The following is a 15,523-nucleotide window of genomic DNA, read 5'->3' as shown; positions in this document are numbered from 1 at the left end:
GGTATGATACAATTCAGCTTTTTCAACCCGCAAACGAAAGGCCGGCGCGAAGCCGGCCTTGATCCGATGCGACATGGGCGCCGAAAGCGCCTCAGATCAGGCTTCGCGGCGGCCCTGGATGACGAAGACGCGGCCGCTGACCTGAACGCGCTCGTAGAGATCGATCACGTCATGGTTGAGCATGCGCACGCAGCCGCTCGACATGGCCTGGCCGATGGACCACGGCTGGTTGGTGCCGTGGATGCGGAACATGGTGTCGCGACCGTTCTGGTAGAGATAGATGGCGCGGGCGCCGAGCGGGTTATTGATGCCGCCGGGCACGCCTGCGGCATATTTCAGGTTCTTCTTCGGATCGCGGCGGATCATGTTGGGCGTCGGCGTCCAGCTCGGCCATTCGGCCTTGCGGCCGATATAGGCGCTGCCCGCCAGCGAATAGCCCTGCCGGCCGACGCCGATGCCGTAGCGCATCGCCCGGCCGTTGCCGAGTACGTAGTAGAGGCGGCGCGCCGGCGTATCGACGACGATGGTGCCGGCGGCGTGCGGCGTATCGTAGGCGACCTCCTGGCGGCGCAGCTCGGGCTTGATCTTGTCGAGCGGCATCGCCCGGAGCGGATGCTTCTCGTCCAGCCGGTCGCCGTAGTTGGCGCGATCACTGGTGCCGTTCGTCGCGCAGCCTGCCAGCAATGCAGACGCGCCGATGAGGAATCCGCGGCGTGAGATCGACATGAGGCCCCCTAACCATTTGCCATTCCTCAAAGATTTATGGAGGTATGGTTAATGGCCGGTTAACGGACGAAAGGCCGCAGCGCCCGCAGCCATCTCCGTCTTGACATTCGCGGGAAACGGGCACATCACAAACGAACGTGCGGGATTTCACTCCTCCCGCGCGGATTTCAACGGAGCCATCATCACGATGCCAAGCGACAGTAGCAGTCGATCGAGGACGCCCGAGCGGCATATCGTGCACTGACGTTTCCGTCAGCTCGCCCGGTCGGCCGCAAGGGCCGATCGACGGAAAGGCGAGCAACATGAACATCCAGCGTTTCCCCGCAACCGCCGGCCGCGCCGCACGCGACCTTCTGAATACCGGCCGCAAGGCCCCCACCATCGCCGACCGCATCGAGCAGCTCAACCGGCTCGACGTGCGCGAAGCCGCACGCCAGCTCGCCACGCTGCCCGAGGGGAAGGCTCTCGCCGTCATCTCCCGGCCCGAACTGCACGGAGCGGCCGACATCGTCGCGGCCCTGCCGACGGACCATGCCGCGCGGCTCCTCAAGGACACCGCCTACGACCGGGTCGCCGACCTCTTCCAGGCTATGGAGGACGGCGCACGGCGCTCCGCCATCTTCGCCCGGCTCGATCCGGCGACGGCGCAGGCCGTCTCCCATCTCATGGCCTATCCGCAGCGCACCGCCGGCGCCATGATGACCCCGGAATTCGTCAGCGTGCTCGAGGACATCACGGTCGCCGAGGCGCTGGACCACGTGCGCGCCGTGGAAAAGTCGAGCGAGACCATCTACGCCATCTACGTTCTGGAGCCGGAAAGCCGCGCGCTCAGCGGGGTCGTCACCCTGCGCCGCCTGATCATGGGCGATCCCGCCGCCAGCATCATGAGCGTCGCCCGGCAGGCCGGCGTCGTCAGCGTCACCCCGCTGACGCCGCAGGAAGAAGTCGCCCGGCAGATCCGCAGCCACAACCTGCTGGCCATCCCCGTGCTCGACGACAAGCGCAACGTCCTCGGCATCGTCACCGTGGACGACGTGATCGACACGATGATCGCCGACACGACGGAGGACGCGCACAAGTTCGGCGGCATGGAAGCGCTCGGCAAGCCCTATATGCAGATCGGCCTCGGCGGGATGATCCGCAAGCGCGCCGGCTGGCTCGCCGCACTGTTCCTCGGCGAGATGCTGACGGCGAGCGCCATGCAGCATTTCGAGGCGGAGCTGGAAAAGGCCATCGTGCTGACGCTGTTCGTGCCGCTGATCATGAGCTCGGGCGGCAATTCGGGCTCGCAGGCCACCTCGCTGATCATCCGCGCGCTGGCGCTCGGCGAATTGAAGCTTTCCGACTGGTGGAGGGTCGCGCTGCGCGAGCTTCCGACGGGCATCGCGCTCGGCGCCATGCTCGGCCTCGTCGGCTTCGCCCGCATCACGCTCTGGCAAGAGATCGGCCTCTACGACTACGGGCCGCACTGGGTTCTCATCGGCCTGACGGTCTTCGCCGCGCTGATCGGCATCGTCGCCTTCGGCTCGATGGCGGGCTCCATGCTGCCCTTCCTGCTGCAGCGGCTGCGCTTCGACCCCGCCAGCGCCTCAGCGCCCTTCGTCGCCACGCTGGTCGATGTCAGCGGACTGGTGATCTATTTCAGCGTCGCGCTGGTGATCCTCAGCGGGACGCTGCTCTAGAAACAGAAAGGCCGGTGGATCGCTCCATCGGCCTTTCTGTCTGCTGCCGCTCCGGCATCACATATTAGGATAGACCGGCCCTTCGCCGGCTCTTTCCTTTTCCGGGGGCCCGTGCGGCCCAGCCTCTCCCAACATTACATGTTGGGATAGACCGGCCCTTCGCCCCCTTGTGGCGGCACCCAGTTGATGTTCTGGTTCGGGTCCTTGATGTCGCAAGTCTTGCAGTGCACGCAATTCTGCGCGTTGATCACGAAGACGTCCTTGCCGTCCTTCTCCACCCATTCGTAGACGCCCGCAGGACAGTAGCGGGTCGACGGGCCGGCATAGACGTCGAGTTCCGAGGTCTTCTGCAGTTCCGGGTTCTTCACCTGGAGATGGATCGGCTGGTCTTCCTCGTGGTTGGTGTTCGACAGGAACACCGAGGAGAGACGATCGAAGGTCAGCACGCCATCGGGCTTGGGATAATCGATCCGCTGGTGCTTGGCCGCCGGCTCCAGAGAGGCGGCATCGGTCTTGCCGTGCTTCAGCGTGCCGAAGAAGGAGAAGCCGAGCAGCGTGTTCGTCCACATGTCGAGACCGCCAAGCGCCACGCCGACCGCCGTGCCGAACTTCGACCAGAGCGGCTTGACGTTGCGCACCTTCCTGAGGTCCGAGCCGATGGCGCTATCGCGCCAGCCCTGTTCGATCTCGATCGGCTCGTCATTGGCGCGGCCGTTGGCGATGGCGTCCGCCAGCTTTTCCGCCGCGAGCATGCCCGACAGCACCGCATTGTGGCTGCCCTTGATGCGCGGCACGTTGACGAAACCGGCCGAGCAGCCGATCAGCGCGCCGCCGGGGAACGACAGCTTCGGCACCGACTGGTAGCCGCCCTCGGTGATGGCGCGTGCGCCATAGGAGAGGCGCTTGCCGCCCTCGAAGGTTCCCCGGATCGCCGGATGGGTCTTGAAGCGCTGGAACTCCTCGAAGGGGAAGAGATAGGGGTTCTTGTAGTTGAGGTGCACCACGAAGCCGACGGCGACCATGTTGTCTTCGAGGTGGTACAGGAACGAGCCGCCGCCAGTCTTCATGCCGAGCGGCCAGCCGAAGGAGTGCTGCACGAGGCCGGGCCTGTGGTTCTCGGGCTTGACCTGCCAGAGCTCCTTGAGGCCGATGCCGAATTTTTGCGGCTCGCGATCCTTCTGGAGATCGAACTTCGCGATGAGCTGCTTGGCGAGCGAACCGCGCACGCCTTCCGAGATCAGCGTGTATTTGCCGAGCAGCGCCATGCCACGGGTATAGTTCGGGCCGGGCTCGCCATTGCGCTCGATGCCCATGTCGCCGGTGGCGACGCCGATCACCGCGCCTTCGTCGTTGTAGAGCACTTCGGTCGCGGCGAAGCCCGGATAGATCTCGACGCCAAGCTCCTCCGCCTTGGCCGCCAGCCAGCGACAGACATTGCCGAGCGAGACGATGTAGTTGCCGTGGTTGTTCATCAGCGGCGGCATGAAGGCGTTCGGCAGGCGGACGGAGCCGGCCGGGCCGAGGAAGAGGAAGTGGTCGTCCGTCACCTCGGTCTTGAAGGGATGGCTTTCATCCTCGCGCCAGCCGGGCAGCAGGCGGTCGATGCCGATGGGATCGACGACCGCGCCCGACAGGATATGCGCGCCGACTTCCGAGCCCTTTTCCAGGACGACGACCGTCAGATCGGGGTTCACCTGCTTCAACCGGATCGCCGCCGAAAGGCCGGCCGGGCCCGCACCGACGATCACAACGTCGAATTCCATCGATTCGCGTTCGGGGAGTTCCATTTCTTCGCTCATTCATCTCTCCACCCGCGCCCCCTCAAAAGCCGCGGAAAGTCCCTCGTATCGGCCTGTCATGACAAATACGGTAAATCTTGTCGAGCCGTTCTGCGACAGACTTTCCCCGCATTTGCGCATGACCTCATGACATGGGCCCGAAGTATTGTTTACTTTAACGTAAACGTCAATCGATTGTCGGTCCTGCCGATGGGCTACGCGCTTGATTCCGCTTGTCCTCGGGACTACGCATTCGGCCAGCCCGAATGCCTGCCCGAGAGGAAGCGCCATGTCCGAGATTATCCGATCGCTCCAGCGCGACTTGAACGAATTCGGCGGGGACCTCCACCTTATCGGAGCCGACATGCTCGGCGGCCGGCATCCCGGCGAGCATCCGGACAATTTCGGCGCCGGCGCCATGGCGATGCCGGCGACACCGGAGGCGGCGGCAGCGGTCGTGCGCTGGTGCGCGGAGAACGGTGTGCCCATCGTGCCGCAGGGCGGGCGCACGGGGCTTGTCGGCGGCGGCATCAGCCGGCCGGGTGACCTCATCCTCTCGACGGCGCGGCTCGATCGTATCGAGGGCATCGATCCCCTCGCCCGCACGGTGACGGTCGGCGCGGGCGTGACGCTGCAGGCGCTGCAGGAAGCGACCGCCGCGTTCGGCCTCACCCCCGGCATCGACCTTGCCGCGCGCGGCAGCGCCACCATCGGCGGCATGATCGCCACCAATGCCGGCGGCATCCTCGCCTTCCGCAACGGCGTGATGCGCCATCAGGTGCTCGGCATCGAGGCCGTGATGCCGGACGGCAGCCTTTTCAGCGACCTGACGCGCGTGCTCAAGGTCAGCGCCGGGCCGGACATCAAGCAGCTGCTCATCGGCTCGGAAGGGGCCTATGGCTTCGTCACCCGCGCGGTGCTGAAGCTGGAAAGCTTCAACCCGATGCGCGCCACCGCCCTCGTCGGCGTCAGGGACGCGGCCTCCGCGCTTGCCGTGATCGCCCATTTCCGTTCCCTGCCCGCCTTGCAGCTCGAAGGGGCCGAACTGATGTGGCGGCGCTATTTCCTCGACAGCGCGGGAGAGCGCGGCTTCGACCTCGACTGGCTGGAGGACGGCACGGCGGCGGTCCTCTTGATGGAGGTTTCCGCCGCCAGCGAAGCGGAGGCCCGCACCGCGCTGGAAGAGGGCCTTGCCGGACTCTGGGAGCAGCACGGGCTGACCAGCGGCATCGTCGCCGCCTCGCTCGACCAGGCGCGGCGCTTCTGGGCGCTGCGGGAGGAAAGCGATTTCATCTATCGCCTGCATCCCGCCGCGCCCTCCTACGACGTATCGCTGCCGCCCGGCGCGCTGGACGCCTATGTCGCGGACCTCGACGCCCGGTTGAAGGCGGTGCATCCGAGTTTCGACGCCTATGTCTATGGCCATGTCGCCGACGGCAACCTGCATCTTTCCGTCATCGGCGAGGGCGCGGCGGCCCCGGCCGTGAAGGACGCCATCGAGGATGCCGTCTATACCGGCGTCACGGAAGCCGGCGGCAGCTTTTCCGCCGAGCATGGGGTAGGCACGGAGAAGCGCCGCGCCTATCTCACCTATGGCAATCCGGCCCGCCGCGCTCTGGCGCAGGCGATCAAGGCCGCGCTCGACCCGAAGAACCTGTTCAATCCCGGCAAGGTGCCCTACCGCGCCGATTGAACCCAAAAGGAAGGACCTCACCATGGATCTCGCCATCGCGGGCAAACGCGCCCTCGTCCTCGCCTCCTCCCGCGGCCTCGGCAAGGGCATTGCCGTCGCGCTCGCCCGCGAGGGCGCGCATGTGCTCCTGTGCGGCCGCAGCGCCGAAGTGCTGGAGGCCAATTGCAAGGCCATCAACGCGGAAGGCCCCGGCCGGGCGGACTGGGTCCAGGCCGATCTGGGCGACGAGAGCTTCGTCGAGACGCTGGTGAAGGCGGTGTCCGAAAAGCTCAGCGGCGTCGATATCCTCGTCAACAATTCCGGCGGGCCGACGCCGGGCTCGACCGAGGACATGAGCGAGGAGAAGCTCGCCGCCTATTTCAATTCCATGGTGCTGCGCATCATCACGCTCACCAACCGCCTGCTGCCGGGCATGAAGGAGCGTGGCTGGGGCCGCATCCTCACCGTCGCCTCCTCCGGCGTAATCGAGCCGATCCCCGGCCTTGCGCTCTCCAACACGCTGCGGCCGGCGCTGGCCGGCTGGTCGAAGACGCTGGCGGGCGAGGTCGCGCAATACGGCATCACCAGCAACATGCTGCTGCCGGGAAGCATCATGACCGACCGGCTGAAGAGCCTCGATGCCGCCGCGGCCGAGCGTAGCGGCAGGAGCGTCGAGGACGTGCGCGCGGCCTCGGAAAAGGCGATCCCCGCCCGCCGCTACGGCACCGTCGAGGAATTCGCCGCGACCGCCGCCTTCCTCTGCAGCACGCCGGCAAGCTACGTGACCGGCAGCCTCGTCCGCTGCGACGGCGGGGCGGCGCATTCGGTCTGAGGGCAGCCTCCGCCCTTGCCATCCGCCGCCGCCTGTGCGATCTGGCGCGCTCTCAAATTGCGGGGCGCGCCTGACGCGCCCTTTCGCGCGCGGAGCCCTTCGCTCCGGTTCAACCCATACCAGCGGACAAAGGGGCACGGCGATGGCACGGGCACTCGGGCTCGATTTCGGCACGACCAACACGGTTCTGGCGTTTGCGACAGGCGGCAGCGACACGCAGTCGATGCACTTCGAAAGCAGCGTCGGCGTCACCGACACGATGCGCACAGCGCTTTCCTTCATGAAGGATCCGGTCGTCGGCGCGCAGGCGCTGAAGGTCGAGGCCGGGCAGGCGGCGATCCGCCAGTTCATCGACAATCCCGGCGATTGCCGCTTCCTGCAATCGATCAAGACTTTTGCGGCCAGCGCCCTCTTCCAGGGCACGTTGATCTTCGCCCGCCGGCACGCTTTCGACGACCTGATGGAAATCTTCCTGCGGCGCCTCAAGGCCTATGCCGGCGACGAATGGCCGGGGGACGTCTCGCGGGTGATCGCCGGCCGGCCGGTGCAGTTCGCCGGGGCAAGCCCGGACCCGGACCTTGCGCTGGAGCGCTACAACGCCGCGCTGACACGGCTCGGCTTTCCGGAGATCCACTATGTTTTCGAGCCGGTCGCAGCCGCCTATTATTTCGCCCAGACGCTGAAGAGCGACGCGACCGTGCTGGTCGCCGACTTCGGCGGCGGCACGACGGACTATTCGCTGATCCGCTTCGAGCGGCAGGCGGGCCGGCTGGCGGCAAGGCCCATCGGCCATTCGGGCGTCGGCATTGCGGGCGACCATTTCGACGCGCGCATGATCGACCATCTCGTGGCGCCCGAGATCGGCAAGGGCACGCATTTCAGGAGCTTCGACAAGGTGCTGGAGGTGCCGAGCGGGTACTACGCCAATTTCGCGCGCTGGAACCAGTTGTCGATCTTCAAGACGACGCGCGAATTCACCGATCTCAAGTCACTGGTGCGCTCGGCTCTGGAGCCGGAAAAGCTGGAGCTCTTCATCGACCTCGTCGAGCATGACGAGGGCTATCCGCTCTACCAGGCGATCTCCGCGACCAAGATGGCGCTTTCTTCGTCCGACGAAGCGGAATTCGACTTCGCCCCGCTCGGCGCCGCCGGCCGCAAGGTGGTGAAGCGCGCCGATTTCGAAGGCTGGATCGCGCCGGACCTCGCCCGCATCGAGGGCGCGCTCGACGAGGTGCTGGAAAAGACCGGTACGGCACCGGCGGAGGTCGACAAGGTGTTCCTCACCGGCGGCACCTCCTTCGTGCCGGCCGTGCGGAACATCTTCAACCGCCGCTTCGATGCCGAAAAGATCGAGACGGGCGGCGAGCTGCTTTCCATCGCCCACGGCCTTGCGCTGATCGGCGAAAGCGAGGACGTCGCGCAGTGGGCGGCGTGACGCGGGCGCTTTCCTCCCGCCCATCGCTTCGCTAAGGTACGCCGCATGAACGCCGCCAGAGACCTCCATCCCGAACAGCTCCGTTCGCTTCTGCATTTCTATGCGGATGCGGGCGTGGAATGGCTGCTGGAGGAAGAGGCGGTCGACCGCATCGCCGAATTCGAGGCGATGCGCGCGGCGCGGGGCGCACAGCCCCGACAGGAGGCCGCACCCGCGGCTCAGGCACCGGCCCGGCAGGCCCCCGCGCGGCAGGAGCAAGCGCGGCCCGCCACCCCTGCCCCGATGCCGAATGTCTCGATCCCGGACAGCCAGGCCGTATCCGAGGCCGAATTCGCCGCCGCCAGCGCCCGTTCGCTGGACGAGCTGCGCACCGCGATGGAAGGCTTCAACGGCTGCAACCTCAAGACCAGTGCGCGCTGCCTCGTCTTTGCCGAGGGCAATGCGAAACCCTCCGTCATGGTGATCGGCGCCATGCCGAATGCCGAGGACGACCGCGACGGCCAGCCCTTCTCCGGCCGGCAGGGCGCGATGCTCGACCGCATGCTCGCCGGCATCGGGCTTGCCCGCGCCGACCTGCTCCTGACCAATGTCGTGCCGTGGCGGCCGCCGGGCAACCGCCCGCCGTCGCAGCGCGAAGCCGATATCTGCCGGCCTTTCATCGAACGGCAGATCGCGCTTGCCGAGCCGAATCACCTGCTGATCCTCGGCAATTTCGCCGCGCGCTTCCTCCTGCGCTCCAACGACACGATCCACCAGTTGCGCGGGGAATGGCGCGACATCGAGGTTGCCGGCCGCACGGTCCCCGCCTTCGCGACGCTCCATCCACAGGATCTCGTGACGGCGCCGATCAGCAAGCGGCTGGCCTGGCAGGACCTCCTTGCCTTCCGCGCAGGGCTCAAGGGCTGACACCAGCAAAGCCAACCAGTCTTTTCAAGGACTTGGCCGCAACCTCCTGCCAACCCTCAAGCGCCTTGCCGCGAATCTGCCTCAAGCATGAACAAAATATTTCATCAGCCATGCGAATTGCACATATCTGCCGGGCAGAATGTCGCATTGCGAAATCAATGTTGCGGTGCAATATAAGGACACGGGAGGACAGGATTTAAGGAATCGACCCATGACCGCCCGTTTTCGGCCCATTCATTCGAGCTTCGAGACGCTCCGCCATTCCGGCCTCCGCGCCGGCCGCGGCTTCGGCGGCATCGCTGCCCCGGCCAACGAGCAGCTCACGGCCGCCGGCTTTGCCCGCATCAACCGCCCCGCCCAGCTCTTCTCCGAGTTCATCACGCGCTGAGCGAATGCGAGGGCGCGTCCGCGCCCTCTCCAGACGACCGCAGGAGCAAGCCATGGCCACGATCCGCAAGCTGATGTCCGATATCGCCGATATCCGCGCCGCCGTGAACGCCGCGCGGGAATATTCGGTGCTCGCTTCCCTGCCGCGCGACGCCGTGCAGCGCCGCGATCCGCTCAAGGCCTTCCTGCCCAACTGAGCCGCGATATGATCGCCATCGTGAGGAAGTGAGACGCCTTCCTCGGGTGGAGACCGGGCCGAAGCCCGGTTCCCGTTTCTTGGCTGATCGTCAGGGTGAAGCGCCAAGTCCTGAACCTGATGACCGGCGTAAGCCGGATTTTCAAATGTCTCACCTCCTTTCTTTTCGCCCGACGTTTTCTTCAGCATGCCCCTTCCGGGAAGCTGCAACCTCTCCGTTTCATGACAATCTCTTTACGCCAGCCGTTGTCGCAGTGGACAGCGCGCGGGCGGCGCAATAGAGCGACAGTCGCAAGCGAACGCATCCCGCCTTTTCCGGAGCCCCCATGCTGGCGAGCCTCGTGCCGATCCTCAGCCTGATGCTGTCCACCCTCCTGATGATGGTGGCCTTCGGCCTCCAGAGTTATGTCGTGCCGGTGCGCGCGGTCGCGGAAGGCTGGTCGACGCAGACGATCTCGATGATCGCGACGGGCTACACGATCGGCTTCACGCTCTCCTGCATCGTCACACCGAAATTCGTGCTGCTCGTCGGCCATGTGCGGGTGTTCGTGGCGCTGATCACGATGCTTGCCATCGCCATCCTGCTCTGCGCGCTCGTCGTGGACTGGCCGGCCTGGATGCTGTTCCGCGCCATATCGGGCTTCGCCATTTCCGGCAGCTATCTCATCATCGAAAGCTGGCTGAACGAGAAGGTGACGAACGACAATCGCGGCTCGGTCTTCTCCATCTACCTGATCACGACCATGGTCGGCACGATCGGCGGGCAATATCTCGTGCCGCTCGGCGATCCCTCCAATACGACGCTCTTCATCCTCTGCGGCATCATCTTCTCGGTCGCGCTGCTGCCGACCGCCCTCACCTCCTCGCCGCTGCCGGCGGCGCCGACGCAGGTGCGCTTCAACGTTCCGACGCTCTATCGCCGCTCGCCCGTCGCCGTGGTCGGGGCGTTCCTCGCCGGCGCGCTTTCCGGCGCCTGGCTCAATCTCGGCGGCGTCTTCACGCAGCGCAGCGGGCTGACGACCGCCGAGGGCGCGACGCTGCTCGCCTCGGTGCTCATCGGCAGCTCCCTCTCGCAGATTCCGATCGGCCGGGCCTCCGACCGGATGGACCGCCGCCTCGTGATGGTCGCCTGCGGCGCGGTCGGAACGGTCTCCTGCCTCGTCATGGCGCTCGTGGCCGGCGGGCCGCCGGTCCTGCTCTATATCGCCGCCGCCTGCGTCGGCTCGGTGATCTTCCCGATCTATGCGCTGAATGTCGCCCATGCCAACGACCGGGCGCAGCCGGACGAATATGTCGAGGTCTCCTCCGGCATGATGATCGTCTACGGCGTCGGGACGATCTCCGGTCCCATTATGGTCGGTCCCATCATGGACCGCTTCGGCCCCGGTTCGCTCTTTGCGGTGCTCGCCGTCTATTTCCTGCTCTACGGCGCCTATGCCGCCTGGCGCATCAGCCGGCGCGAGGAAAACGACGGCCTCGTCGCCAAGACGGATTTCCAGGCCATGGCGGCGCAGCCGCTCGGCGCCGATGCCGCGGCGGCGGCGCTCCAGCCGGATGCGGTACCCGAGGAGCTGGTGGAGGACACGACGACGCCGGAATGGCGTCAGCCCTGAGGCAGCTTGTGGCGAAGCTCGGCACGGCGCTTCAGGTCGAGCCGGTGCTCGCGGAAGATCACGAAGATGCCGGCGCTGACGACGATGGCGGTGCCGAGGAGCATGGTGCGCGTCGGCACGTCGCCGAACAGGACGTAGCCGATGACCAGGCCGAGCACGATGGACGTATATTCGAAGGGCGCGATGGTGGAGACGTCGGCATAGCGGTAGCTCGACGTCAGCAGCAATTGCGCGATGCCGCCGCAGAAGCCGGCGAGCGCCATCAGGACGAGCGATTGCCAACCGAGCGCAATCCAGCCGAAGGGCAGCGTGCCGAGCGAGAAGAGCGAGGCGAAGAGCGAGAAATAGATCACGATGGTCGGCGTGCGCTCCGTCTGCACCAGCTTGCGCACCAGCACCATGGCGCAGGAGCCGAGCACGCCGAAGGCCAGCATGGCGAGCACGCCCATCGCCTCCGACGAGCCCATACCGCCGCTGCGGAAAAGCGTGAGGCGCGGCCAGCTGATGATCGCGACGCCGACGAGGCCGACGAGAACGGCCGTCCAGCGATAGAGGCCGACCCGCTCCTTGAGGAAGACGGCGGCGATCATGACGGTGAAGAGCGGCAGCGCATAGCCGAGCGCGATGGATTCCGGCAGGGGCAGGTGCACGAGCCCGTAGAAGCCGAAGCCCATGGAGAGGATGCCGACGAAGCCGCGCTTGAAATGCCCGAAAATGTCCTTCGTGCGGAAGGCGTCGCGCAACTGCCCGTGCAGGCCGAGGAAGACGAGGATCGGCACCATGGCGAAGGCGGAGCGCAGGAAGGTGATCTGGCCCGCCGGAATGTCCTTGCCGGCCGCCTTGATGAGCGTCGACATGCACAGGAACGTCATCACCGAGGCGACCTTCAGGCAAATCCCCTTCATGGGATCGGGAGACTGGACGTCCATGCGGGAACTCGTCACGGCGGGCCGGCCGTGGCTTCGGGGACTGAGGATGATCGGAGAACCGATTCAGACGATCGCAAGTCTAGCCGCATTGCGGGCCGGGTACGATGAATTCTCGTGATGCATCGCGGATAATTTTGATCGGACCGGACCAAAGAAATGCTGTGCCGGGACGGCACGATTTTGTGATTTCAGCTTTCCCTTGGAAATGAGATGTTAAGCCAATCGTCCTATCAATTCGTTGAACTTGGGGGCAGACCGTCCCGGCGCCCCTTCCGCCATGCACAGGCACGAGGGGCCGGGCGGCATAGAGCAGGACATATCCATGCGGACAGAGAACGGCCAGATCATCCACCTGGCGGACTATCGCCAGACTGACTTCGTTCTCGAGCGCGTCGATCTGACCTTCGAACTGGACCCGACGGAAACCAAGGTCGAGGCCCGCCTGATCTTCCACCGCCGTGAGGGCGCCGACCTTACCGCGCCACTCGTCCTCGACGGCGACGAGCTGGTCATGACCGGCCTCCTCTTCGACCAGATGGAGATGGACGCCGCCCGCTACGACGCCAAGCCCGATAGCCTGACGATCCGCGACCTGCCGGCGAGCGAGCCCTTCGAGATCACGATCACCACGATGATCAATCCCGAGGCCAATACCCAGCTCATGGGCCTCTACCGCACGAACGGCGTCTATTGCACGCAGTGCGAGGCCGAGGGCTTCCGCCGCATCACCTATTTCCCCGACCGGCCGGACGTGCTCGCCGTCTACACGGTCAACATCATCGCCGACAAGGCGGGCTGCCCGCTCCTGCTCTCCAACGGCAATTTCCTCGGCGGCGCGGGCTACGGCGAGGGCAAGCATTTCGCCGCCTGGTTCGACCCGCATCCGAAACCCTCCTATCTCTTCGCGCTCGTCGCCGGCGATCTCGGCGTGGTCGAGGACACGTTCACGACGATGTCCGGCCGCGAGGTGACGCTGAAGATTTATGTCGAGCACGGCAAGGAGCCGCGCGCGGCCTATGCGATGGATGCGCTGAAGCGCTCGATGAAATGGGACGAGGAGGTGTTCGGCCGCGAATACGACCTCGACATCTTCATGATCGTCGCCGTCTCCGACTTCAACATGGGCGCCATGGAGAACAAGGGGCTCAACGTCTTCAACGACAAATACGTGCTGGCCGACCCGGAAACCGCGACCGACCAGGACTATGCGAATATCGAGGCGATCATCGCCCACGAATATTTCCACAACTGGACCGGCAACCGCGTCACCTGCCGCGACTGGTTCCAGCTCTGCCTCAAGGAAGGCCTGACGGTCTATCGCGACCACGAATTCTCCGCCGACCAGCGCTCGCGCGCCGTCAAGCGCATCGCCGAGGTGCGGCACCTGAAGTCGGAGCAGTTCCCGGAGGATGCAGGCCCCCTCGCCCATCCGGTGCGCCCGACGAAATACCGCGAGATCAACAACTTCTACACGACGACCGTCTACGAGAAGGGCTCCGAGGTCACGCGCATGATCGCGACCATCGTCGGCCCGGACGGCTTCAAGAAGGGCATGGACCTCTATTTCGAGCGTCATGACGGCGACGCTGCGACGATCGAGGACTTCGTCAAATGCTTCGAGGACGCGAACGGCGTCGACCTTTCGCAGTTCTCGCTCTGGTATCACCAGGCCGGCACGCCGCTCGTCAGCGTCTCGTGCAGCTACGACCAGGCGAAGGGCGAATTCACGCTGTCGCTGGAGCAGATGATCCCGCCGACGCCCGGCCAGGCGACCAAGGAGCCAATGCACATTCCGCTGCGCTTCGGCCTGCTGCTGGCTGACGGCTCGGAAGCCACGCCGAGCGCCGTCAGCGGCGCGGATGTGACCGGCGACGTGCTGCACCTCAAGGAGCGCCGCCAGACCGTCACCTTCTCCGGCATCGCCTCGCGCCCGGTCGTCTCGCTCAACCGCAGCTTCTCCGCGCCGATCAACCTGCATTTCGAGCAGGCTCCGGCCGACCTCGCCCAGATTGCCCGCCACGATAGCGACCTCTTCTCCCGCTGGCAGGCGCTGAACGATCTTGCCCTGCCGAACCTCGTCGAGGCGGCGCGCAAGGCGCGGATAGGCGAACCGGTGGAAACCAATGCGGTTCTCGCCGATACGCTGATCGCCATTGCCGGCGACGAGGCGCTGGAGCCGGCCTTCCGCGCGCAGGCGCTGGCCCTGCCGTCGGAATCCGACATCGCCCGCGAGCTCGGCAGCAACAACGACCCGGACGCCATCCGCGCCGGCCGCGAGGCCGTGCTTGCCTTCGTCGCGAACCGCGATCCCGCGGCCTTCGCAAGGCTGTTCGACGCCAACCGCACCGAAGGCGCCTTCACGCCGGATGCGGCAAGCGCCGGCCAGCGCGCGCTGCGCAACGCGGCGCTCGCCTATCTCGCCGTTTCCGACAGCACGCCGGCCCGCGCGGCACAGGCCTTCGCAAACGCCGACAACATGACGGATCTCAGCGCGGCGCTGACGGTACTCGCCCACCGCTTCCCCGATGCGCCGGAAACGGCGGCGGCGCTGGAGACCTTCCGCGCCCGCTTTGCCGACAACGCGCTGGTCATCGACAAGTGGTTCTCCATCCAGTCGACCATTCCCGGCGACGGCGCGCTTGCGCGCGTCAAGGCGCTGATGACGAGCCCGCATTTCAACAAGGCGAACCCGAACCGCGTGCGCGCGCTCGTCGGCACCTTCGCCTTCTCCAACCCGACCGGCTTCAACCGGGCGGACGGCGCGGGCTACCGGTTCCTCGCCGAGCAGATCCTGGAGATCGACCCCAAGAACCCGCAGCTCGCCGCGCGCATCCTCACTTCCATGCGCTCCTGGCGGGCGCTGGAGGAGGTGCGCTCCGACCACGCCCGCAACGCATTGCGTACCATCGCCGCGGGCGAAAAGCTCTCCTCCGACGTCTCCGACATCGTGGAACGCATGCTGAAGGGCTGAGCCCCCGGCTCACTTGTCCGGCGGGCAGACGCGGATCCGGTGGCCATCCGGGTCCAGCGCGACGAAGGTGCGGCCGAAGACGGCCGTGAACGGCGGCTGCTCGATGGCGACGCCGGCCGCCTTCCACGTTTCATGCAGCGCGTTGATCGCCGCATCGTCATCGACGGCGATGGCGATCTCGGAACGATGGCCGGTGCCAGACGAGACGAATTCCGGCGAGCTGGTCGACCACAGGCCGAGACCGAGGCCGTTCTCGAACCGGAAGGCGACGAAGCCGGCCGACTGGGCCATCGGCGCGCGGCCGAAAAGCTGCTCGTAGAAGCGGCCGCTTGCCGCCGGGTTCCCGACATAGAGGATCAGGAGATTGGGAGAGATCATGCGGATCGTCCTTTCGTT

General features: G+C 66.0%; 13 protein-coding genes. 9 read left to right on the top strand and 4 right to left on the bottom strand.

Annotated elements, in window-relative coordinates; translation table 11 throughout:
* Window positions 1–96: 96 nt before the first annotated feature.
* Window positions 97–726, bottom strand: a complete 630-nt coding sequence (locus ACZ48C_RS04315) for a L,D-transpeptidase family protein (protein ID WP_424546694.1) — start codon at window positions 724–726, stop codon at window positions 97–99.
* Window positions 727–1,028: 302 nt separating this feature from the next.
* On the opposite strand from ACZ48C_RS04315, the gene mgtE reads away from it, so the two are divergent.
* On the top strand, window positions 1,029–2,408 hold the full coding sequence (gene mgtE / locus ACZ48C_RS04310) for a magnesium transporter (protein WP_464782300.1): 1,380 nt from the start codon (window positions 1,029–1,031) through the stop codon (window positions 2,406–2,408).
* A 134-nt stretch (window positions 2,409–2,542) separates the two neighbouring features.
* Here the strand turns inward: mgtE and ACZ48C_RS04305 are convergent, their stop codons facing one another.
* Window positions 2,543–4,207, bottom strand: a complete 1,665-nt coding sequence (locus ACZ48C_RS04305) for an electron transfer flavoprotein-ubiquinone oxidoreductase (RefSeq protein WP_464782299.1) — start codon at window positions 4,205–4,207, stop codon at window positions 2,543–2,545.
* Window positions 4,208–4,475: 268 nt separating this feature from the next.
* On the opposite strand from ACZ48C_RS04305, the gene ACZ48C_RS04300 reads away from it, so the two are divergent.
* The 7 genes from ACZ48C_RS04300 (at window position 4,476) to ACZ48C_RS04270 (ending at window position 11,227) form a co-directional block, all read left to right on the top strand.
* Complete coding sequence (locus ACZ48C_RS04300) at window positions 4,476–5,879, top strand: FAD-binding oxidoreductase (RefSeq protein ID WP_464782298.1); 1,404 nt, start codon at window positions 4,476–4,478, stop codon at window positions 5,877–5,879.
* 22 nt (window positions 5,880–5,901) lie between these two features.
* The gene (locus tag ACZ48C_RS04295) at window positions 5,902–6,690 is read left to right on the top strand and encodes an SDR family oxidoreductase (protein WP_464782297.1); all 789 of its coding nucleotides are present in this window, start codon (window positions 5,902–5,904) and stop codon (window positions 6,688–6,690) included.
* Window positions 6,691–6,832: 142 nt separating this feature from the next.
* Entirely contained in the window at window positions 6,833–8,125 is a 1,293-nt protein-coding gene (locus ACZ48C_RS04290; RefSeq protein WP_464782296.1) for an Hsp70 family protein, read from the top strand.
* Between the two features lie 45 nt (window positions 8,126–8,170).
* Window positions 8,171–9,031 carry a uracil-DNA glycosylase gene (locus tag ACZ48C_RS04285; protein WP_464782295.1) on the top strand — a complete coding sequence of 287 codons (861 nt, stop codon included), beginning with the start codon at window positions 8,171–8,173 and terminating at the stop codon, window positions 9,029–9,031.
* A gap of 211 nt (window positions 9,032–9,242) precedes the next feature.
* On the top strand, window positions 9,243–9,419 hold the full coding sequence (locus ACZ48C_RS04280) for a hypothetical protein (protein ID WP_162911529.1): 177 nt from the start codon (window positions 9,243–9,245) through the stop codon (window positions 9,417–9,419).
* A gap of 52 nt (window positions 9,420–9,471) precedes the next feature.
* A complete protein-coding gene (locus tag ACZ48C_RS04275) occupies window positions 9,472–9,615 on the top strand; it encodes a hypothetical protein (protein WP_162911530.1) in 144 nt (47 codons plus the stop codon).
* 325 nt (window positions 9,616–9,940) lie between these two features.
* Window positions 9,941–11,227 carry an MFS transporter gene (locus tag ACZ48C_RS04270; protein WP_464782294.1) on the top strand — a complete coding sequence of 429 codons (1,287 nt, stop codon included), beginning with the start codon at window positions 9,941–9,943 and terminating at the stop codon, window positions 11,225–11,227.
* Here ACZ48C_RS04270 and ACZ48C_RS04265 read toward each other — a convergent pair.
* On the bottom strand, window positions 11,218–12,156 hold the full coding sequence (locus ACZ48C_RS04265; protein WP_464782293.1) for a DMT family transporter: 939 nt from the start codon (window positions 12,154–12,156) through the stop codon (window positions 11,218–11,220). The two genes, ACZ48C_RS04270 and ACZ48C_RS04265, sit on opposite strands and share 10 nt — an antisense overlap.
* A 322-nt stretch (window positions 12,157–12,478) precedes the next feature.
* Between ACZ48C_RS04265 and pepN the strand changes: the two genes are divergently transcribed.
* Window positions 12,479–15,127, top strand: coding sequence for an aminopeptidase N (gene pepN, locus ACZ48C_RS04260; RefSeq protein ID WP_464782292.1), 2,649 nt, complete (start codon window positions 12,479–12,481; stop codon window positions 15,125–15,127).
* A 9-nt stretch (window positions 15,128–15,136) separates the two neighbouring features.
* Here pepN and ACZ48C_RS04255 read toward each other — a convergent pair whose 3' ends face one another.
* Complete coding sequence (locus ACZ48C_RS04255) at window positions 15,137–15,505, bottom strand: VOC family protein (RefSeq protein ID WP_464782291.1); 369 nt, start codon at window positions 15,503–15,505, stop codon at window positions 15,137–15,139.
* Window positions 15,506–15,523 lie beyond the last annotated feature (18 nt).

It is taken from the genome of Shinella sp. 1A1 (assembly GCF_055379515.1).
This window is presented reverse-complemented; position numbering and strand designations above follow the sequence as displayed.